Source organism: Pedobacter suwonensis (assembly GCF_044762335.1).
In the GTDB taxonomy this organism is placed as follows: domain Bacteria; phylum Bacteroidota; class Bacteroidia; order Sphingobacteriales; family Sphingobacteriaceae; genus Pedobacter.
This window is the reverse complement of record NZ_JBIWEB010000002.1, coordinates 453,979-475,697: the sequence shown is the minus strand read 5'-3', so window position 1 is coordinate 475,697 and position 21,719 is coordinate 453,979. Positions and strand designations below refer to the sequence as shown.

Sequence of the window (21,719 nt, the reverse complement as noted above, 5' to 3'; positions counted from 1 at the left end):
CTATCCCGGGAGCACGATTCATTATCCATTTTATTTCAAGAAAACAATGAAGAATTATCTTCTGTTGCCCTGCTATCTGATTTTGGCAGGCAGTAGCGCAATATATGCGCAGGATTCCCCATACATCACCTTACAACAGGCTTTTGAACAGTCTGAACAGCGCTACCCGGGCATCACCCAGCGCGAGGCCGTACTCTCTGATTTCCAATTGCGCAAGGTGGAGACCAAGGCCAGAGCCTTACCCCAGCTCCAGATGCAGATGCAAAACACCTATGGTTCCTTTGAAGGAAACAACGGAGCCTTTATACCCGTTCCGGGCGTATTCAATGTTACCGGTAATACAGCTGATGCTAATGGACAGGTCAACGCGGTATCGAATACGTTTGCATCAGCGGTCATGGACTGGAAGGTATTTGAGTTTGGCCGCCAGCGAAAGGCTGTCGAGGCCGCCGAATACCAGGTGCGCGGCGCAGCTGAAGGGCTTGAAGGTTCAAAGCTTGCCCTTAAGGCCAAAGTGGCTGGTCTTTATTTTAACATCCTTTATGCAGAGGCTGCACTGGACTGGTCGGAAAAAAATCTTTTGCGGATGGGCCAGATCCTGGAGTCATCAAAAAGCCTTGCCGAGGCCGGACTGAAGCCCGGGGCTGACACCTCGCTGGTCGCCTCCTCCTATGCCCAGGCGAGGGCATACCGTTCCGAATGGCTGGGAAGGTACAGGGCAAGTCTGGAAAGCTTTCGGGAAGTAATGGATGTGCCGGCCGGAAAATTGCCGCTGGAAATCTTTTACCGTTACAAAATGCAGGCAAAGACATACGACTCGGTTCGCCTGTCCCACCCTTATCTCCAGGTACTGGAGAACGAAGTGGGTTACCAAACTGCCCAGCAGTCTTTGGCAGGGAAAAACGCCCTGCCATCGCTGTCTATCCTTGGCGGGCTATCTGCCAGGGGCAGTGGGATAAACGGCAGGGGCGGATTTGACGGCAGTATCGGCGCGGGCTATGGCAATTACGCGAACAACTACCTGGTCGGAATCGGCCTTACCTGGAACCTGACCAATATTTATTCCTCGGGGATATCCCGTAAACGAATCGGTGAATCGATCAGAAGTACCCAGGCCCGGTATAATCTGCAGCGGCTGCAGATGCAAACTACGCTTCGTGCCCAATATGAATCAATAGCAGCCCAATACCAAAAGCTTGCACAGCAGGAGACTGCTGTGGCCAAGGCCGAGAGTGCCTATGCGCTTTATCTTTCCAGATATGAAGGCGGGCTGATCAACCTCACTGAACTTTTACAGATACAGTTGCTTTTGCAGGGCGCAGAGAAGGAGCGCATTGAATCTACGCAAAAAATGTGGGCGCTGTTGACCAGCCAGGCAGAATTGGCAGGCGATTTTAACTTTTTGACAACCTTAACCCGATAGTGATGAATATGATCCGATTTGCATTAAAAAAGCCATTGAGTATAATGGTAGCGGTAATTGCCATCGCTTATTTCTCCTTCACGGCGATAAAGAACATCAACGTGGATATCTTTCCCAAAGTCGAGCTTCCCGTTATCTATATTGCAATGCCCTATGGGGGGCTTACCCCATCCTATATGGACGGGTTCATGTCCAACGAGTTCCAGAAGGTGTTGATATTTGTCAGCGGGGTGCGTGAGATTGACTTTAAAAGTGTCCAGGGGTTTACCTTGATGAAACTCACATTTTACCCCGGCACGGATATGGCCCAGGCATCTGCCGAAGTTTCCACGCAGGTTTCCAGGGCAATGGGCTTTCTTCCCCCCGGAGCGGTTCCGCCCCAGGTGGTACGGTTTGACGGAAGTTCCCTGCCCATCGGGCAGCTGGTATTTGAGAGCCCGAAACGCTCGATAACCGAGTTGCAGAACCTGGCGCTGACCAAGATACGCCCCATGTTCGTTACCATTCCCGGGGTTACCGCCCCGGCACCCTTTGGGGGAAACATACGGACCATGGTGGTCAAGGTAAATCCCGGGCTCATGCAGTCCTATGGTCTCTCTGCCCAGGAGGTTACCCTGGCCATTGCCAAGAACAACTTTCCCTCCCCTGCGGGCAATATACGCATTGGCGGACAGAATCTGATGAGCCCCTTGAACTCCATCGCAAGCGGGCCTGAGGAATTTTTGAATATTCCGATAAAGACCACACCGGGAAATACGATATTTGTAAGGGATGTGGCCAGTGTGGAAGATGCCGCAGACGCCACTACCGGTTATGCGATCATCAACGGTAAGCGCTCGGTTTACCTTCCGGTTATCAAAAAGGCCGATGCCTCCACGCTGAAAGTCGTTGAAAATCTTAAATCATCCATTCCAAAACTAAAGGCAGCGATGCCGGAGGATGTGGATATAAAATATGTGTTCGATCAGTCGGGCTACATCGAACGGTCATTGGAGAACCTGATTCACGAGGGCATACTTGGTGCGGTGCTCACGGGAATCATGGTTTTCCTTTTTTTGGGCGACTCCAGGGGTGCGTTAATCGTTGTATTGACCATTCCAATCGCCATCCTGTCTGCTGTCATCATGCTCTATATGTTTGGCCAGACAATAAACGTGATGACCTTAAGCGGTCTTGCCCTTGCCATCGGAATTCTGGTGGATGAGGCTACGGTGACCATTGAAAACATACACCAGCATTTTGAGATGGAGAAACCCAAGCAGCGGGCCATTCTGGATGCGTTGGTGGAAATATCCGTTCCAAAGATTCTGATATTACTTTGTATCCTTGCAGTGCTGATCCCCTCTTTCATGATGACGGGCATACCCAAGGACATGTTTATGCCGCTGTCGATGGCGGTGGCCTTCTCCATGATCGCTTCCTTCATTGCCTCGCAGACCTTTGTCCCGATTCTTGCCAACTGGCTGATGCGGCCGGAACTGTTGAAACATGCCAAGGTAAGCTTCCATAAGAAAAAACTGACCTTGTTCGAACGGTTTAAACGCCGGTACCTGTTGTTCATCCGTTTTGGACAAAACCATAAGGCGGGTGTACTGGGGATTTACGCACTGGTTGTCGCCTTGTTGCTTACTGCCGGAGCTTTGCTTATCGGAACGGACATCCTGCCCTTGAGCAACAGTGGCGATATACAATTGAGGATTGTCGGCCCGGAAGGCAGCAGACTTGAAACCTCGGAAAATTATCTTAAAAAGGTTACGGCCATTATTAAAAATGAACTTCCTGAAGGCGCGGTAAAAATCAGCTCGGCCTATGTGGGGCTCCAGCCCTCTGCCACGGCAATCAATCCGATTTTCCTTTTCACCAGCGGAACCCATGAGTCTGTCCTGCAATTGTCCATCGACCAGGAAATCTATGAAGGAAATATCAGCGATCTGAAGGAAAAAATCAGGAAAAAGATAAAACATGACCTGCCTGGGGTGAGCATAAATTTTGAACCTATTGAACTGGTGGAAAAAATCATGAGCCAGGGTGCCATGACGCCAATACAGATCAAGGTTGCAGCCGGACAGCTAAAGGTTGCCGAGGGTTTTGCCAAGAAGATAGAGGCCAACCTTCTGGCAGTTCCCCAGCTAAGGGACATCCGGATTGCTGAGCCCGTGAATTCACCGAGTGTACAGATCAACGTCAACCGGGAACTTGCAGCGCAGTTTGGCCTGAGTATGGAAGATGTGGCCAGGTCCCTGACCATTGCTACATCTTCCACCCGTTTCACCAATAAGAATCTTTGGGTGGATCCAAAATCCGGGCTGGTATTCCAGGTTCAGGTACAGATTCCGGAAGCGGATATGCAGTCCCTGGACCGCTTGCGATCCCTTCCGCTGAAATCAGGCAGCTCCCGTCCGGTGCTTGAGGATATTGCAGAACTGAAGATGGTCAAGCTGCCGGCCCAGGTAAACCGCCAGGGACCGAACCGGTATGTGAGCGTGATTGCCAATACCTATCAGTCCGATCTGGGTACGGCGTCCAAAGCGGTAAGGGAGGCGATCGCCAAAGCGGGCGAGGCTCCAAGGGGCGTACTGGTATCTACAGAAGGGCTGATGCAGCTTTTGGATGAGACCATGACCGGGCTTCAGACCGGACTGTTGGTCGCCATTGTTGTGATCTTTTTAATGCTTACTGCCTATTACCAGTCATTTGCGGTCTCGGGACTGATCCTTTCAGTGGTACCCGCGGTAATTGGGGGAAGTCTGATGATGCTGCTGACCTCATCCAGCACCTTAAACTTACAGAGCTATATGGGCATCATCATGTCGGTAGGGGTTTCGGTATCCAATGCGGTGCTGATGATCAACCAGGCCGAGGTCAACCGGTTAAAGCACGGCCTGCCCGCTCAAAACGCGGCCTTCCTTGCGGCCTCTTCAAGGCTTCGTCCGATTATCATGACCACCCTGGCGATGATTGCCGGGATGATCCCGATGTCCTTGGGCATGGGTGAGGGCGGAGAGCAGGTTGCACCGCTCGGGCAGGCGGTGATCGGGGGACTCATTCTTTCCACCTTGACCGCATTACTCGTTCTGCCGCAGCTTTATACGGCGGTGATGAACAAAAAGAGCAGGTTCAGCCCGACGCTCGACCCGGATGATCCGGAGAACAAAGAACTGCAACGAACAAAACTTTCACCATCAATCAATTAAAATGAAAATTCCAAGTTTTAAAAATATCCATCTTTGCATGCTATCCGTTGTGATCACGGTCCTGGCCGCCTCCTGCGGCGAAAAGCAAAAGGAAAATAAAGAGAAAGCCCCGAAAGACAAAACAACCTCTGTCAAGGTCGTCCATCCGACCGCAGACCGCCCGACATATCTTCTTGAGCTGCCGGGAGAGCTAAAACCTTACGAGGAGGTCTCGCTGTTCCCCAAAGTGAAAGGCTTTGTGAAAACGGTCCTGGTTGACCGGGGCAGCGTGGTCAAAAAAGGGCAGCTCCTGGTCAGACTGGATGCACCCGAGCTCACTGCGCAGTACCAGTCCTCAAGGTCTGATGAAAACAAGTTACGCGAGGACCTGACCTATAGCAGACAGGCCTATGCAAGGCTCAGGAAAGCATCTCTGAAAACCGGGTCTGTGGCAGAGATAGAGCTTGACCGGGCACGGAGCAAATACCGAAGCGACAGTTCCGCACTCTCCGCCGCCTTTTCTAAAACGGGCGTTTCCGGACAGTTGCGCGACTATCTGCGCATCACCGCGCCTTTCAATGGTGTGGTGACCAGTAGAAATGTCTCTGCAGGGGCATTGGTCGGCGATAACATACAGACCCCGCTGCTCAGTATCGCCCAGACCGAAAGGCTGAGGCTGACTGTTGCCATTCCGGAAAAACATGCCAGGTCCATTGCGAAAGGTTCAAAGGTTAGCTTTTCCGTCAGCGATCATCCCGGAAAGGTCCTATCGGCAACACTATCGAGAATGAGCAGTTTCCTGGATCAGTCCAGCAGATCGATAACTGCAGAATTTGATGTAGACAACAGCAGCGGCGAGCTTGGAGGGGGCGAATATGCACAGGTGAAGCTTCAGATGAAAAGGCCTGCCCCGTCGCTGTGGCTACCCTTCACCAGCGTGGTCAGCGCCCAGTCGGGTGTATTTGTCTTGCGGGCCAACGATGATATCCTGGAACGCGTACCTGTCAAGCTGGGGATCAGAAAAGGGGAATTACAGGAAGTCTTCGGCGATCTGACCAAAGCGGATAAGATCCTGATCAAAGGAACGGAAGAGCTCGAGGAAGGCAAAAAAGTTAAAATACAATAAAAATATAGATTATGAAAACTAGCAAAATTAATCGGATAAGTGTCGAGAGCGGCAAAAAAAAGTGGTTCACCGTATCAAACGTGGGCACGGGAGTACTCGTTTTATTTTTTCTTGCTATGCTCCTCAGTCCGGACTTCAAGGGCAAGGTGCTGCAGGGCCTGATGGCCATCGGATTATTTCAGCCGGACATACCTGATACGCAGGAGGGTGCAACGGCTGCCGTTCCTCCGGCGGCCGGCCAGGACCTTACCCTTATGAACCAGAGCGGCAAGCAGGTGCAGCTTTCCTCTTTAAAGGGAAAAGTTGTCTTTATGAACTTCTGGGCTACCTGGTGTCCACCGTGCATCGCCGAAATGCCATCCATTGGCAAGCTTCAGGAGCGCTACAAGAATAACGAAAAAGTTGCCTTTGTCATGGTGGATGTTGATGGGAACATGGACAGTTCAAAAGCTTTCATGAAAAAAAACAGCTATACCCTTCCTGTTTTTGTGGCAATGAGCGAAATCCCGCAGGATTACTTTTCGGGATCGATGCCCACCACGGTAATCCTTGACAAAAACGTCAACATCGCCTATCACCACCTTGGGGGCGCAGATTACAGCAACCCCGAAGTTGCAGCTTTCATTGAAAAGCTTGCCAGGTAAAACAGCTTTGGCTTTATTTTGTTTATCAGGTGTGCCGGAAGGCGGCATACCTCTACCCAAAGACATGGAAGAAGAATTCCCACGCAAGACAAATAATATCGGAGACCATCTGGCCAATGAAAGAACCTTTCTGGCCTGGATCAGAACGAGCATCGGCATCATGGGCTTCGGTTTCGTGGTGGTTAAATTTTCGCTCTTCATCAGGCAGATCTCGATTGCCCTGGGCACGCGTGCGACTGTACACCAGACCGGAAACTCACAGAAAATAGGCATCCTTCTGGTTGCATTGGGAGCAATGACGATCATATTTGCGTTTATGCGTTACCAAAAGACCAGGGTTCAGCTTGAAAAGGGCGGCTATTATCATTCTACGCTGTTCATTAAAATCATTACAGTAGCCATATTTCTGTTCAGCATATTGTTGCTGATATATTTAATGCGCACCACATAACTATTTCCCCATGAAAAAATCCCTGCTTGTTTGCTTGATGACCATAACATCAATTTTTGCCTCCAAAGATTCCTTTGCCCAGGACACCCTGTACGTTTATGGCCCGGGCGGACCATTAAGCGCAATGAAGGCTTGTGCAGATGCCTTTTCCAAAAAGAGCGGAATTCCTGTCAAAGTCACCGGTGGGCCTGAAAAAAACTGGCTGGAGCAGGCGAAGGTCAATGCAAATCTGATCTATGGCGGTGCATCGTATATGCTGACCCAGTTTGCACAGGCACATCCCGGAATGATCGATGCAAAAACCAGGGTGGAATTATATTCCAGGGCAGCGGGGATTTTAGTCAGACCTGGAAATCCGAAAAAATCCACAAGCTTGAAGACCTGGCCAAAGCGGGCATAAAGTTACTGGATGTTAATGGTGCCGGCCAGTTGGGGATGTGGGAAGATATTGCAGGTCGGGCCGGGCTCATCGCTGAGATCGGACAGAACATAAAGGGCTCCTACGCAAACACGGCACTGGGCATCCAGGCATGGAAAGAAGATCAAAGCTACGATGCCTGGATCAGTTTCTCCTCCTGGCACAACAACCTTCCGGACATTACCGAACTCGTTCCGCTAAGCGCAAAATTCGATCTGGTCAGAGGTACGCCGATAGCCATAACCAGCGGTCCAAGAAACAGGAAATCAGCACAGGCGTTCATGGAGTTTCTGCAAACACCTTCGGGACACGAAATATTCCAAAAATGGGGATGGAGATAGGCATGTCCACGACCGAACAGCAACCTCTATCAATAGCGAATTTTGCTATTTGCGGGTGTTATGGCGTGATCATGCCTGATTTCAAGTTGCTCATTAATGAAGTCGTCCGGTTTATACGGTTAGTTAAATCCTACCCGCAAGCATCCTGCAAACTTAATAACTACTATACCCGATAGGCCAAGGCCGGTTGGTCATTTCTCGCCGGGAATTGGATTTACACTGAATATTAATTTCCCTGAAGATATGGATTTGGCTCAATTGGGCTTAAATCGATTGGTTTGCCAATACTAGTTCAAAAGGATAATTTGCAAATCCATGACTCTTTTCAAAAAAAATCGTCAATCCCGCTTATCAAGAGAATGGCCCAAATATCCATTTGGGCCAAACGCTAAAAAATCTTACTAATCAGGGATGGGGATGGTCAAAGCCCAAATTTGATATTTAAATATTAACCCAGCGTTACCGAATAGTTAAATAACCACAATGGATAAAAAACATCCAAGGAATATGGTCATTTAACAAGCATAAGGCGCAAAAAGAGATTATTTTCGCTCAGGAATATTTTTGATCTAGTTGCCTTTACGCAAAAAAGATCAATATCAAATCGCTTTTGCAAATAATTTGATAAAAAGTAAACAGGACAAGTTCTCCGCTATACATCGCTGACAGGTTAGAAGGACATATTTCACAAATTTGAAAAACAAAACTTGTTTACAAAGCTCAATGCGATCTTCATTTTTGTTTGCATATATTATCCGCGCATTTCAGAGGGAGATTCCAGGGATTGCGCGATATTTACAAGACGAACAGCAGTAGGAAATTGAAATTGGCGAACCTGTTATCTTTCAGTACTTTACTTTTTTGAGCAATGGTCAAACACTAATTTGATGGAATGCGCAAACTTTCTCACTTTGTTTTGGTAAGTCAATGAAAATTAGATTTGTGAAGGTCTGAAAAATGGATCTAATGTTTATTTTTTTTAGAAAATCCAGTCTGTTCATTAAGGCGTTCCAAAAGAACTTTTAAAAATCGTTGCCTTGATTCCAGGTCTTCGGGTGCGCGATTTCCGACAAGGCTTAAATTTTTCAGAATAATCTTTCCAGCAGATTCATCAATAGAGTTGTTATCTTTCACTTTTGTCATAATCATTTATTGGATTTAAATTTCCAGATCATTTGTTTTTTCCTATTGCAAAGGCCGCACGCAAACCAAAAAAAGAAACCTGCGCGCCATTACCTTTCCATCCTTCATAACGCAGTCCGAGATCTGCCCCATAGCTTTTGGAAAAAGGCAGAAAAACCCCAAGCGTCGGGCCGTAGGAAAAGGATGAGGTGATCCCATTTTCCAGGGTATTTGCAGCGCCGAGCTCCAGTGCTGCATAGTAAATTCCTCCAAAATAATATTTGGCCCCGAGTTTTATTGCCACTACACCATCCGGCTGTGTTTCCTCCTGGTTGTATTCGAGTCGTTTTTTGACATCATCCCGGTAACGGAATGCCTGATAACCAACGGATCCGGTGAGGTTAAGGGATCTTAAGATATTGTATTCGGCCTTAAACGAACCCCCGTAGCCATTTATATAAACCTTGGCTGTTTTGCCTGTTGGGAAGCCCATAACAAAGCCCAGAGAAATTTTAGAAAAAGCAGCATTGTTCTGCGCCTGCAACATCGCCGCGGTCAGCAAAAGAACAGCTGTAAGAAAAGACCGTGATGTCCATTTGAGCAAACTATTCATACCAAAGCGCCGTAAAAAATGTTCAGTTCGCTTATTATGCGATCCAGGTATGGATCAAGTTGATAATCCCCTGAGATAAAGGACGTGATTCCCTGCTTCCTGCATTGCCAGACCGTTCCGAGGAGTTCGCCCTCGATATAAACCTGATTACATTTTTTCTTTGGTATGTCTATACAAATGTGCATACAATCCATTTCAAACTCATGGTTGAATTCTAAATCTTTCATATTTTCCTTTTTTCCTATCTGACCGGTTAAAAGATTTGCCGGACGGATTAGCACCCGCCCGGCAAACGGTTAAAGCGCCTGACCGCTTTTGATCTCATCGTTCGCAGGCGAAATGATCTCTGCTCCTGCTTTGATTGCGCCAAAAACCTCGGTCATATCCGTTCCCTTCATTCCTTCCTTGATATCAACGAGCTTGGCCTTACCCTTTTCCACTTCTACTACATATTTCCGCTCTGTAGACCGGACGATAGCCGAATTGGGCACAAGTAGCGAAGTCGCACCGGATTTTAACGGGATTTCAACCTCGGCATACATGCCAGCCTTTAATCTATTGTCCTTATTGGCCACATCTACCTCCACGATTTCCTGGCGCATGTTGCCCAATGAATTTGCCGACCGGCTGATCTTTGCCTGGTGCTGTTCTCCCGGCAAGGCATTGAAGCGGAATTTGACCATCTGGCTCAGGTCCACCTTGTCCACATAATCTTCGGGAATAGATACTTCAAGCCTCATATGGGTCAGGTCCTGCAATACCAGCATAGGTAGGTCAGAAGATTTGCCTGCCGATACCAATGCCCCGGGAGAAACATTCCGGTCAACAATGACCCCGTCAAAAGGCGCATATACTTTTAAGTAATTCTGCATGGTACGAACAGAGGAAACGTTTGACCGCTCAGCCTCTGCAATGGCCTTATCTCCTTTCATCCTGGACAGCGCATTATCAAGTTCTAGCGGAGATACCGAACCTTCCTCCTTTGCAGCCTCTTTCAACCGCCTATACTTTTCGCTGCTCGCCGATGCAGTCTCACGGGCCTGCAGGTAACGGGAGTTTGCCGACTGCAGTTGCGACTCGAGCTCGGGTGCTTCCAGGGTCATCAGCAGCTGGCCCTTGCTCACTTTCGAGCCTAAGTCGACCGATATCGCTTTCACAAAACCATTGGCCTTGGGAAAAATGTTCACCTGGTTGAAAGGCTTGAGCACGCCGGGAATGCGGGTAAAACTCGAAAGGGCCTCTTCTTCGACCTTTGCGGTTTCATATTTGGCTTCCTTGCCGTTTTTTTCGGGACTGATGTCCACAGGCTTCTGGTTTCCGCCACAGGCGGCCAGAGAACTTATCATTATTATGATGGGAATGAATCTGGTTTTCATGATTTAGCTTATTTAAATTTTTGTTTTTCTAGGCATTAGGTTTGGTTCGACTAAGCTGCTTTTTTTCTGCACCCAGGCGAAGACCTGCGGAAGGATGAAGAGCGCAGCCAGGGTGGAAAAGAACAGCCCGCCAATAACAGCCCTGCCGAGCGGTGCGGTCTGTTCACCGGATTCGCCCATTCCGGAGGCCATCGGGATCATCCCCGCTATCATAGCAAAACTGGTCATCAGGATTGGTCTTAGGCGGATCCCGGCACTCATGATGGCTGCCCGGGTAGAATCCTTGTAATCCAGTCTGAGTTTTTCAGCATTGGTAACGATCAGTATCGCATTGGCCACTGATACACCGGTGGACATGATCATCCCCATATAGCTCTGCAGGTTAAGTGTTGAACCGGTCAATAATAGCGCAGTAAGTGAGCCGAGGATTACGGCCGGAACAGTGGAAAGTACAGTGAGGGAAAGCTTGAAAGACTGATAATTGGCTGCAAGCAGCAGGAAGATCACCAAGATCGCAAAGGCAAGTCCGCCCTGAAGGGAAGATAGCGTCTCGGTCAACAGGCTCGACATTCCTTTCACTTCCGCGGTCAGTCCCTTTGGCGGGGTACCGACCGAAGCCAGCTCCTTTTCCACATCGGCAGTTGCAGTTCCAAGATCCTTTTTGTAGATGTTTGCGCTCACGGTCAGAAAGCGCCTCGGGCCCGAGCGGTCGTATTCTCCGGGAACATAACTGGTACTGAATGTGGCAATATCGCCAAGCACCGGACTGCTCTGCCCTTTGACAAGGGGAATTTCCTTCAGTTCATCCATGGTATTCATCACGTATTCGGGAACCTGTACCTGCACCTGGTAGGTATAGGCCGTTTTTTCATCAAGCCATTGGTTCTTCTCGGTAAAGCGGCTGGATGAGGTGCTGGCGGTAACGGACCTGGCGATATCCACCACATTCAGCCCAAACTGCGCCGCCTTTAACCTGTCAAGGGTGATGGATACCACAGGAATGTGCAGGGGCTGGGCAATCTGGATATCCCGCAGGTAATCTATTTTTTTAAGTTTAGAAAGTACCTTATTTGAATAAGACTCGATCTGATTCATATCCTTTCCTGCTACCCTGATCTCGATCGGTGTGGCAGCGCCCTGGCTCATGATCTTTTCGGTCATGTCAATCGGCTCAAAGGTGATTCGCAGATCGGGAAGCTTATAAGCGATGTTTTTTCTCAGTGCATCTTTCAGCTCATCCATATTCACCTTGTAATCTTCATCCAGGTTAACCTGTAGCACGGCCTCATGAGTACCGGTATTGAAGATATACAGGTTACTGGTTCCGTAACTGCTGGGGATAAGTCCTACATAGCCCGAACTGACCGCGACATGGTTATCCACGGTTTGGTTGATAATGGAAAGCACCTGTTTAAATTTTTCCTCGGTACGCTCTAACCTGGTGCCATCGGGCGCTTTGATGCGGATCTGAAACTGTCCGTTGTTGAGTTTGGGCATCATGTCCTTGCCGATAAAAACGAAGCCCAATCCTGCAAGAACAATAACCAGGACCAAATAAATTCCGACAATACCTTTTTTCATCGGCATCCACCGTTCGATGATGGCCATAAACCGCACTTTTACCCTTTCAAAGAAATCGTTTTTTTCCGGTTCATCCTTTTCGTTTTGCAGATGCTTTTCTACCTGCTCTCCTTCCCTTTCGTTCAGCGCTTCCCCGGCATGGGCATGGATCTTGCCATGGTCATAGTGCTGGTAGCGTTCTTCTTTGATCATCCAGTTGGATAGAATGGGAACCAGGGTTTGCGCCACGATAAAAGATACAATCATGGTAAAACCGATTGAAAGGGACAATGGAAGGAACATCGCCTTTGGTATCCCGTTCATCATGAAAGATGGCGCGAAAACAGCCAGAATACACAGCAGGATGAGCAGCAGCGGAAATGCGATTTCCTCACAGGCATCGTAAATGGCTTCGCGTTTGGGCTTTCCCATTTCCAGGTGTTGGTGGATATTTTCTATCGTTACCGTTGCCTGATCGACCAGGATGCCGATGGCAAGTGCAAGACCGCTCAAGGTCATGATATTAATGGTCTGACCGAACATGCCCAGTAAAAGCACGCCTATTAGAATTGATACCGGAATGGTGATCACTACGATAAGACTGCTTCGCAGGTCGCGCAGGAAGAGCAATACCATCAAACCCGTTAACAGGGCACCCAGACCACCTTCGGTGATCAGGCTTTTTACCGAGTTGATAACGGCAACAGACTGGTCAAATTCATAAGAGATGTGGACATCGTCCGGCAAGAGGCTCTGCATTTCGGGAATCTTGGCCTTTAAGGACTTAACCACCGACCAGGTGGAGGCATCCGCTGTTTTTACTACGGGAATATATACAGAGCGTTTTCCGTTAATGAGTGCGTAATCTACTGTAACGTCAGCCGCATCGGCGACCCTTGCCACATCCCTTACCAATATTGAAACACCGTTTTTTGTGGCAATTGGAATATTGTTGAATTCATCCACAGTCTTGACAAGTGAGTTCATCGAGGTTACCATCATGGTATTGTCCAACCTTAAGTTTCCTGAAGGCGACATGACATTGAACTTGGATAGTGCGCCAACGACTTCATCCGGGGTAAGGTTGTAGCTCCTCAATTTGCTCGGATCGACACTGATGGTAATCGAGCGGGAATTGGCTCCAAATGGCGGTGGCGCGGAAAGCCCGGCCACGGAGGAAAACATGGGCCGGATACGCGTTGCCGCCATATCATAGATTTCCTTCAGACTGCGGGATTTGGCTGAGAGTACAAGTTGACCTACAGGGAGTGAGGAGGCATCAAAGCGGACCACCTGCGGAGGCAGTGCACCCGGGGGAAAGAACTTCATGGCCCGGTTGACCTGGAGGGCGACCTGGGCAGAGGCTTCGGCCATGTTGGTGCTCTCATAAAAACTGAGCTTGAGCATCGTCAAACCCTGGATGTTCTTCGCGGTAATACTCTTGACGCCATTGACATAAAGGAACTGATCCTGCAGACGGGTAGAGAAAAAACCCTCCATCTGCTGTGGGGACATGCCGCCATAGGATTCGATGACATATATGGTTGGAGAGTTAAGCTGGGGGAAAATATCTATTGGGATCTTCAGCGCACTGAGCACTGCAAAGAGCAGTAAACTCGCGGTGATCACCACTGTTGTAATCGGCTTTTTCAGGGCCGAGGTAACCATTGACATAGCTTTATTATTTTAATGCGTTTAACAGGGAATCTACTTGGTTGGTGGCAATAGCCTTTTGAAAAAGTGCCCGGATGTACAGGTACTTTGCATTTACAAAATCGGTTTCTGCACGGTAAAGGATGGTCAGGGCTGCATTGAGTTCAATGATATCGGTAAGCCCGTTTTTATAAAGGGAGAGCTTTTGCCGGTAGCCGGCATTTGCAGCCTTCAACTGATTGGGTATTTCATCGAGTCTTTTATGCGCTGTACTGATTTCCAGACCTGCCTGGAGGGCAGCATTTGATAACATCAGCCGCTCCTGCTGTAATTCCTTTAAGTAAAAGTTGCTGCTCGCCTTTTGGGTCTTAAGCTTTAGTTGCCTCCTGCGCAAATCAAAGAGGTTATAACTGATTCCCAGGCCCACAAGGTAATTTTGCCTTTGCCATTCCAGGCCATTCGAGAGGCTGTTGAAATTGTCATTAGCATCGATACTTGAACCTCTGGACCAGGCCGCAGCTTGCAGGCTTACTTTTGGGTTATAGGATTTTCTGACCAGATTTTCCTTCTCCATACTGCTAAGGTAATTGCTTTTGTAAAAATCAAGCAACGGATGGTTTGAACTATCGGTCAGGTTTACAGACAGGTTTACCTCAAGCGATTTTAGCCGGTCGAGAATCGTACTGTCAGCAACGATACCTTCCGGATTCAACCCGCTGATTGCTGCAATATCGAGCTGTACCTGTTTATAGGTATTGTCCATTTCGATATAGTTCAGCCTTGATTTGGAAAGTTCGGCACCCGCGATACTGGTATCTACGCCAGGACGTACACCGCTTCTGGCCAGGGAAAATATGGATCGGTTGATCTGCTCATTACGCCTGATGTTGCTTGCTTGAATAGATAGCATATCCTGCAGTTTTAAAAGACTCAGGTAATCATCAATCGCAATGGCCTTGGACTGGTAGCGCCGCTGGGCAAACCTGGAACGCTCAGCAGCAAGTTCTGATTTGGCTACCTCAGTTTGGGCGTTGTAGGCGCCAAAATTATAGACCTCCCAATCCAGGGAAACAATGCCAAGATTTGTGAGTGCGGCCTTGGTATTGCCTTCGGTTCTAACGCCCCTGGAATTGGAGGGAACGATGCCAAAGGCCATATAAGGTCCGGCTACGTTATTATTTGAGCCCAGGTCCGCCTGGTAGTTAAGTCTCAGGTTTGGAAGGGCATTCGCCGCGGTTTCTTTCAACTGCGCGGCGCGGATGTCCACTGCTGCAGAATCAGCGGCGAGCGAGGGTGAAAAAGCGGTCACGCGATCAATAAGATCAGCGATAGCGATGGGTTTTGGGGCGGTTTGTCCATGGCTTTCCAGCCCCATATATAAAAGTGGGAACAAACAGAAAATCTGTTTAATACGGATCATGTCTTTAAATTAAAATTTAAGGAAAAAGATTTGACGGACGTCTTGGACAGGAAATACGGTGATTAACCGGCCGTCGTCACTTCATCATGTGAAGGACCTGTCAATAAAAGAAATCTGGAGATAAATCTCAGATGCGAAAGACCCGGTTGGAAATATAAATTGGGACTGATCCGGCAATCCTGTATCTGATCTCAAGAAAACACCTGTTGAGGCTGGAGGCTAAAAGTGAAACTCCTAAAAAAACAATGATCCCGATGATAACTGCTTCCAGAGCGGGCAGCACCGTTTTCTTGCGTTCATCAAGGATACACTTAAATTGTCTGGTGATTTTGGAATCCTTTCCGATCGGAGAAAAGCTGCCATTGTACTGAGCGGCTGTTTTTATTCCCCGGGCGGATTCTAAAAGAGAAAGGTTGGATAGAAAAAAGATGTTGGATAAAGAAATAATCAGGTACAGCAAAACGACTCCGATTATAGAGCAATTGGGCACCTGCTTGATTTTTACCGCTTTCAAATTTAACAACCTAAATATATTGGTGCTAAAATCCGGATTAATCTAAAAAAATGACAGCATTAAAGGCAACAAAACCGTTACAGGGCATTATAAGTAGGCAATAAAAAGGCTTAACTACCTAGCTCAAGGGCAATACCCAAGCGGCAAATATCTCCACTATGCTCAGTTAAGAATACCGTTTGGCAAATTGACGGATCTTCGGTGCTCATTGTACTACCGGCAAAGTTGCCGTCATGCTCCATAGCCGAAAACCATGGCTCAAGATCAGCTATTCCCAACTATAGATTTTTTCAAATGCGCTTAGGGGCTATTTAAACCTAGATCCCCAGGCATGCCGTAGCATGAATATAAATCAATAATATATAGATTTTACACTACTTGTTCGCATCAATTTAAAGATTCCTATTCCGAAAAATAGTTCTCTTCTGCGGATCGCTTGATGCTCACTTCAGGCGCGGAGCGCCCCCCCGGCTTTCTGAAACCGGTTTGAAAGGGCGGCCCATTGGCCGCCCTTGTCAGTTAAAATTGATCGTTCCGTTTTTAGCAAAATCGTTACAGCAGTTGAAAGCCATTTGCACTCTTTGCAGGCCGGTGCCATTCATGATACTTTTGAACTTGGCTTCCTGATCGGAAAAACTCCGTACGTTCTGAAAATATCCACTGACGGCATTATAGGCACCGAACAACGTTCCCTTTGTGGTCTCTTCCAGTTGTGATGGTGCACTGGATGCAAAGCGATAAACATTTTCCACGATATTCAGGTAATGGCTGGATAGCGTATCCCTTTTTTCTTCCTGCAGACTGGTTAGCACTTTCCTGCTTGGCGCCATGGCTACTTCGATCAGTCGCTTCACCTCCCTGTCGTTAATGCGAATTTTTGCCCAATGATTATAGAGTTCTTCCATTTCCTGCCCCAGGCGGCTACTAATGCCCATCAACTGATGCGCTTGCTTAAGCCTTTCGGTCGCACTGGAAGTGTGCCTGATCCTGATGGTATTCTGCTGATTTTTCATCGCTGCATTCAAGGTGTTACGGCAAACTATTCTAACGGGCGTAAAAGCAGCAGTGATGCTGCCAAAACCATCGTGCGAGGTGGTAAGAAAAAGATACTGTTCAATCAGATCGTCCCTTCCCACTCTGATATACTCGGGAAGTTTGGCGGTAATAAAGATCCGCTCTCCTTTACCCAAAGCTCCTGCGGTTTCGTATTTTATCCCATCATCATTTCCCACGATGCTGTCAAAGAAAGAAAAAGCTTCCATATTTTGCACGATTTGGTAATCCTTTCCTACTACCCCAAGCACCTCGTCTGTATCCGTTCGGACATTGGCGTAGTAGTTAGGAACGCTTACCCCTGGTTCAATCCCATCTGTAAGTGCATTGAGGAGGTCAAAGTTTACATTGTCGAGGGTAAAAAGCGGTCGTTTTTCCACGGTATAATTCAGCCCTGCAAACTTTAAGGCTTCGGCACTGGTCGGATAATCTTCAATGATCGTACCCAAGCTATGCCATGCTTTTTCTCTTACGGAAAAAAAGCTGTGTTTTTCTGTCCGCTGATTGTAATACAAGTTATGCGCCATGTCTTTAGTTTTTTGGGTTTCTGGTTTTTGTGGTCAGGATTTCTGAATTGACCACTTTAACGTTTGAGGTATCGGTCATGAGAAAACGGGATTGTTTTTCCATTTCCTTTAGGGTATCATTGATATTTTCATGCCCGGTCTGTACTTCGATGCGTACAATAAAAAATAGCTCTTCTGTTTTCATGATATTTTAGGTTTGGTACTGATTTAAAAATTGACGTTATTGGATCTTGAAGGATTTTGGATTTTGCTCCTGCAGGTTTTCAGCATATCCTTTCCAGTACAATTGGTCGAGTAATTCAAAAAATGCGGCATACATAATTTTTTGGGATTAAATTAGCCCTGCCACAAACGGGCAGGGCTAAAAGGAATTAAGCTGGTATTGTAATTTCGGCCTCAATTTCAGCGAGGCGATTCGTACATAAGTCACGTACAAATAGTGCAACGGCTTTGATGATAACAGGGTTTTTGGTAGAAAACTTGTTGCGTTTATCGTCGGTGATTTCGAGTTCGCAGCCCTGATAATAATTTGAGGTGGTGTCTTCGGCTTCTTCCTTTTGCTCGATCTCAAACTTATCAAGGTTGTCAATGGTGTGCACCAGTCTACCCCTTTGCACCATTCGGCGGTGTAGTTCTTCCACCAATTTTAAGGTGCCTTCCAAATTCAACGCAGTTTTTTCGGGTTTTCCGTCAGCCATTTTCGGTTGGCTTGTTTCTTCATTAACCTGCGGCGAGTGTACGACCGCTCCGATGGACTTTGGTACCTCGATATTTTCCTTTGTATTTTCAGGTGTCGAAACGCCTGCGGTTTCTTCTTTTTTTAATTCCTCTTTTTTCGGTTCCTCTTTTACCGTGGATTTATTATCCGTGTTCAAATTTGCCTTACCTGCCATCGGTTGATAGAATGGATTTTTTGCAGTTTTGATATCCAAGAATTCGGCTTTTCCGTTGGTGTTGTTGATACTTTGATTTTTCATGATTTCTGATTTTTAATATTGAAAATAAATTGATTAATGATCTCCCTGACCGGGGCAATGTTTCCTGTGCGTTCCGATGGGCGCGGGGTCCGGGTCGGTGGGCTTCTGTCTTTTAATGGGTCCATAGCTTAATTATTTTTTGTTCAAAGTCAGTCGGCAGGAGCCTCCCGGCTTTTTGTTAAGCCACCTCTCCTTGATACAATCCAGGTTGCAAGGCAAGACTTTGCGAAAAACAAATACGCTTTGGAGCGCAGCGAGAAAGGAAGATTTTTTTTCAGCAAACCCTTTAGGGCCCGGTCTTGCCGGCAAACGGATTGTTCAGAAATTTGCTACTCAAAATGCCTACAGGTACTTTTATTGAGTTTAAAGGAAAAGTCTTGATACCGGAATACTTTCCGGAAAGGGGAATTAAAGTGGTGATGAAGAAATAGCATGATAAAATTGTCTTGCGCGTTCACTACGAATAGATGGGATGCATAGAAAAAAAGCTCCTGCAAATCTTGGGAAATTCACAGGAGCCGCAAGTTATAACAGGCCTTCGTCGAGAAAGCTAAAATAGCGATCTGAGCAAACGATGATATGATCAAATACCTTGATGTCCAGAAGTTTTCCAACCTCCACGAGCCTTTTGGTGAGACTGATATCTGCCTCACTTGGACCGGATTCACCTGAAGGATGGCTATGGGATAGAATGATACCACTGGCACATGCTTTAAGTGCGACTGCAAAGATGATCTTGGGATCGGCAATTGTTCCGGACATTCCGCCCTGAGAAATGTTGACCATGCCCAGTACGCGGTTCCTCCTGTTAAGCAGGATGATCTTAAACTCTTCGATAAGTTCTAACTTATCCTGGTTCCAATTGTCCAGTAAAATTTGATAGGCCTTGTTGGAACTATCGATCTGTGGCCTTTCATTGGCCTTGAATTTTGGGCGGTAGCTGATCTCGATCTCTGCGAGCTGATAAAATGTGTTTTCCATAATATTTTGAATTAATTATGGTGCCCGCACAGGTTTTACCGGCCGCCAAAGCGGGAGAAGCAATGGAATAAATGGACAGGGCGAGACGGATACAGGCGGGTTTATGCCGGAATTTCTCTCCGCGTGCCGGAGGTAAAACCTAAATTTGTACTTGATTAAATAACAATATTGACCTCATCAACGTTAACCCGCTGATGGGCTATCTAAGGGCAGCTCGCTTTGCATTATCCCAAAGGGGTGGTCAAAAACGAAATTGATACCCATTTATTTATCAATATTACTCGAGGGATGTCCGGAAGTATCATTTCCGCCCTTTTGTATCATTTTGAAAGTAGATTCCACCGCACCTTATGGTCTTGCATCACTTTAAGAACTTAGGTATCGCAAAACTCGGAATTATTGAAAATCCACGCGCTCAGCCTTCTGTTTTTTTAGTTTCAGGTTCTTCCGCTAATGAATATATTTGAAGTATGGACATCATAAGATCATTATCGATATTTATTCTGGCTGGCCTTTGTGAAATTGGCGGTGGCTACCTGATTTGGCTTTGGCTTAAAGAAGGTAAACCACTATGGTATGGCATCATCGGAGCAATAATACTAATCGGCTACGGAATTGTGGCCACCTGGCAGACGGCCAATTTTGGCAGGGTATATGCGACTTACGGAGGGGTATTTATTGTGTTGGCTTTACTATGGGCTTGGAAAATTGATGGGTTTAAACCCGATAAATGAGATATTATCGGAGCTACAATAGCACTGATCGGGGCGTGCATTATCATCTATATGCCCCGGAATACCTAAAGCGCATTAATTCGCAGGCCTTATCCGGCCAGGCGCAGTGCGTCTGCAAAATCCTTTGGAAGAAGACTGTTTTCAATTGCAACAACTGAGGCCTCCACGTCATATTTCACTCTGATGAAATCGACTGTTACGCCATCGGCAATCGAGGTTGAACTATTGTCATGTAGCGTTAAGATCACATAACAGAGTCTTGGATCACCATCTTTAGGCTTTCCGACTGAACCCAGGTTGACCACATGTTTAACTTTGCCATTCGACGTTTTCAGCGGCCTATGATAGGGCTTATGTGAATGTCCAACACAGAGTATATCAGCATCCGCTTCCTCAAGCATTTCCAAAACATAGCTTTCATCGGTATCAATCAAAATATATTCATCAATACTCCTGGTGCTGCCATGCGCAAAAACAAGATTGAGTTTTTCGCTGTTCACTTTATATTCCAGCCTGATGTGTGACGGAAGTGTTCTAAGATATTCCCTGTTATCCTCACGGATCAGATGACAAGCATAGTTTTTACCCGATTCAACTAAACTCTCCGCTCTTGTGGTGATGTTTTCTACCTTTTGGTCACGGTTGCCTTTAAGGGTTGCAATACCACGTTTTCGGATTTCATCGATGACCTCATTTGGGTAAATATGGTAACCCACCAAATCCCCGAGGCAATAAACAGCATCGGGTTTTTGGCCGTCCATATCCTTTAGCATGGCCTCAAAGGCAGGAAGGTTCGCATGTATGTCTGAAAAAAGTGCTATGCTCATGGCTTATCCGTTACGTAGCATATCTGCATATTCATTTGGCAGCGGGCTATCCTCAACTGCTTTCGCGGCTTTTTCTATATCGTATTCAAAGCGAATAAATTCAACCTGGATGCTATCCTTATCAACAACCGTGCTGTCAGGGTGAATGGTTAGGATCACATATCCGCCCCGTGGGTCTTTGTCCTTTGGTTTACCGACCGATCCGATATTGATGGCATGTCTGAAGTGATCATTCCCTGCAGTTCCGGAATTTAAAATGCGGTGATATGGCTGGTGGGTATGTCCAAAGCACATGATATCAGCATCCGCCTGTTCCATGATCCGGAGCATGCTTTTTTCCTCCCGGTCTTTGAACAGGTATTCGTTTACCTTTCTTGGACTGCCGTGCACCAACAGGATATTTTGTTTGTCATGGTTCAACTGGTATTCCAGTCTGATGTGGGCTGGCAAGGCTCTCAGGTAGGCACGCTGCTCATCTTTGATGGTCTCATTGGTATAGGAGATAGAAACTTTGCCCATTGCTTTTTCCTCATCAGTCTTATAGGCACAACCGCAGTCATCACCGGAGCGACCAATTCCCCAGTCATAATTTCCGGCAATGGTAGGTATACCACGCCTGCGAATCTCATCTATTACCTCATTAGGCCAGATGTTATAGCCGACAAGATCACCCAGGCAATAAATGGCATCGGTATTTCTTGTTTCCACGTCTTTAAAGAAAGCCTCCAGTGCCGGAAGATTGGCATGGATATCAGAGAATAAAGCAATTTTCATAGAATTATTATA

20 protein-coding genes and 1 pseudogene are annotated in these 21,719 nt (G+C 47.1%); 7 read left to right on the top strand and 14 right to left on the bottom strand.

All coding sequences use genetic code 11. The features are described 5' to 3' along the window. Positions 1 to 46: 46 nt before the first annotated feature. The 6 genes and pseudogenes from ACIQXP_RS05595 to ACIQXP_RS05570 all read left to right on the top strand — a co-directional run bounded on the left by ACIQXP_RS05595 (position 47) and on the right by ACIQXP_RS05570 (position 7,576). A complete protein-coding gene (locus tag ACIQXP_RS05595) occupies positions 47 to 1,423 on the top strand; it encodes a TolC family protein (RefSeq protein ID WP_387504795.1) in 1,377 nt (458 codons plus the stop codon). Positions 1,424 to 1,425: 2 nt separating this feature from the next. Further along, the gene (locus ACIQXP_RS05590; protein ID WP_387504794.1) at positions 1,426 to 4,617 is read left to right on the top strand and encodes an efflux RND transporter permease subunit; all 3,192 of its coding nucleotides are present in this window, start codon (positions 1,426 to 1,428) and stop codon (positions 4,615 to 4,617) included. Between the two features lies 1 nt (position 4,618). Then, entirely contained in the window at positions 4,619 to 5,722 is a 1,104-nt protein-coding gene (locus tag ACIQXP_RS05585; RefSeq protein ID WP_387504793.1) for an efflux RND transporter periplasmic adaptor subunit, read from the top strand. A gap of 11 nt (positions 5,723 to 5,733) precedes the next feature. Beyond that, positions 5,734 to 6,366: a TlpA family protein disulfide reductase gene (locus ACIQXP_RS05580; protein ID WP_387504792.1), complete on the top strand. Its 633-nt coding sequence runs from the start codon at positions 5,734 to 5,736 to the stop codon at positions 6,364 to 6,366. After that, positions 6,356 to 6,817: a YidH family protein gene (locus ACIQXP_RS05575; protein WP_402757785.1), complete on the top strand. Its 462-nt coding sequence runs from the start codon at positions 6,356 to 6,358 to the stop codon at positions 6,815 to 6,817. The genes ACIQXP_RS05580 and ACIQXP_RS05575 overlap by 11 nt, the downstream gene beginning before the upstream one ends. Before the next feature lie 10 nt (positions 6,818 to 6,827). Next, a pseudogene (locus tag ACIQXP_RS05570) lies at positions 6,828 to 7,576 on the top strand (substrate-binding domain-containing protein). 963 nt (positions 7,577 to 8,539) lie between these two features. Here ACIQXP_RS05570 and ACIQXP_RS05565 read toward each other — a convergent pair. From ACIQXP_RS05565 to ACIQXP_RS05510, 12 genes are all read right to left on the bottom strand, one after another. Then, positions 8,540 to 8,719, bottom strand: coding sequence for a hypothetical protein (locus ACIQXP_RS05565; RefSeq protein WP_387504790.1), 180 nt, complete (start codon positions 8,717 to 8,719; stop codon positions 8,540 to 8,542). A 28-nt stretch (positions 8,720 to 8,747) separates the two neighbouring features. Beyond that, positions 8,748 to 9,311 carry a hypothetical protein gene (locus ACIQXP_RS05560; protein WP_387504789.1) on the bottom strand — a complete coding sequence of 188 codons (564 nt, stop codon included), beginning with the start codon at positions 9,309 to 9,311 and terminating at the stop codon, positions 8,748 to 8,750. Then, positions 9,308 to 9,538: a hypothetical protein gene (locus ACIQXP_RS05555; protein ID WP_387504788.1), complete on the bottom strand. Its 231-nt coding sequence runs from the start codon at positions 9,536 to 9,538 to the stop codon at positions 9,308 to 9,310. The genes ACIQXP_RS05560 and ACIQXP_RS05555 overlap by 4 nt, the downstream gene beginning before the upstream one ends. 69 nt (positions 9,539 to 9,607) lie before the next feature. Continuing rightward, the gene (locus ACIQXP_RS05550; RefSeq protein ID WP_387504787.1) at positions 9,608 to 10,687 is read right to left on the bottom strand and encodes an efflux RND transporter periplasmic adaptor subunit; all 1,080 of its coding nucleotides are present in this window, start codon (positions 10,685 to 10,687) and stop codon (positions 9,608 to 9,610) included. A gap of 12 nt (positions 10,688 to 10,699) precedes the next feature. Next, a complete protein-coding gene (locus tag ACIQXP_RS05545) occupies positions 10,700 to 13,921 on the bottom strand; it encodes an efflux RND transporter permease subunit (RefSeq protein ID WP_387504786.1) in 3,222 nt (1,073 codons plus the stop codon). A 7-nt stretch (positions 13,922 to 13,928) separates the two neighbouring features. Then, a complete protein-coding gene (locus tag ACIQXP_RS05540) occupies positions 13,929 to 15,320 on the bottom strand; it encodes a TolC family protein (RefSeq protein WP_387504785.1) in 1,392 nt (463 codons plus the stop codon). A 127-nt stretch (positions 15,321 to 15,447) separates the two neighbouring features. Further along, positions 15,448 to 15,834: a hypothetical protein gene (locus tag ACIQXP_RS05535; RefSeq protein WP_387504784.1), complete on the bottom strand. Its 387-nt coding sequence runs from the start codon at positions 15,832 to 15,834 to the stop codon at positions 15,448 to 15,450. 110 nt (positions 15,835 to 15,944) lie between these two features. Beyond that, on the bottom strand, positions 15,945 to 16,112 hold the full coding sequence (locus ACIQXP_RS05530; protein WP_387504783.1) for a hypothetical protein: 168 nt from the start codon (positions 16,110 to 16,112) through the stop codon (positions 15,945 to 15,947). A 237-nt stretch (positions 16,113 to 16,349) separates the two neighbouring features. Then, on the bottom strand, positions 16,350 to 17,414 hold the full coding sequence (locus ACIQXP_RS05525) for a DUF932 domain-containing protein (RefSeq protein ID WP_387504782.1): 1,065 nt from the start codon (positions 17,412 to 17,414) through the stop codon (positions 16,350 to 16,352). Positions 17,415 to 17,418: 4 nt separating this feature from the next. Beyond that, positions 17,419 to 17,598: a hypothetical protein gene (locus ACIQXP_RS05520; protein WP_387504781.1), complete on the bottom strand. Its 180-nt coding sequence runs from the start codon at positions 17,596 to 17,598 to the stop codon at positions 17,419 to 17,421. 187 nt (positions 17,599 to 17,785) lie between these two features. After that, entirely contained in the window at positions 17,786 to 18,391 is a 606-nt protein-coding gene (locus tag ACIQXP_RS05515) for a hypothetical protein (protein WP_387504780.1), read from the bottom strand. 525 nt (positions 18,392 to 18,916) lie between these two features. Continuing rightward, positions 18,917 to 19,372, bottom strand: a complete 456-nt coding sequence (locus ACIQXP_RS05510) for a JAB domain-containing protein (RefSeq protein ID WP_387504779.1) — start codon at positions 19,370 to 19,372, stop codon at positions 18,917 to 18,919. A gap of 470 nt (positions 19,373 to 19,842) precedes the next feature. Here ACIQXP_RS05510 and ACIQXP_RS05505 point away from each other — a divergent pair, with 470 nt between their 5' ends. Continuing rightward, positions 19,843 to 20,106, top strand: a complete 264-nt coding sequence (locus ACIQXP_RS05505) for a YnfA family protein (RefSeq protein ID WP_387504778.1) — start codon at positions 19,843 to 19,845, stop codon at positions 20,104 to 20,106. Between the two features lie 89 nt (positions 20,107 to 20,195). Here the strand turns inward: ACIQXP_RS05505 and ACIQXP_RS05500 are convergent, their stop codons facing one another. Together ACIQXP_RS05500 and ACIQXP_RS05495 are read right to left on the bottom strand one after the other, a co-directional pair. Beyond that, the gene (locus ACIQXP_RS05500; protein ID WP_387504777.1) at positions 20,196 to 20,933 is read right to left on the bottom strand and encodes a metallophosphoesterase family protein; all 738 of its coding nucleotides are present in this window, start codon (positions 20,931 to 20,933) and stop codon (positions 20,196 to 20,198) included. Between the two features lie 3 nt (positions 20,934 to 20,936). Further along, entirely contained in the window at positions 20,937 to 21,707 is a 771-nt protein-coding gene (locus tag ACIQXP_RS05495; RefSeq protein WP_387504776.1) for a metallophosphoesterase family protein, read from the bottom strand. Between the last annotated feature and the right edge of the window lie 12 nt (positions 21,708 to 21,719).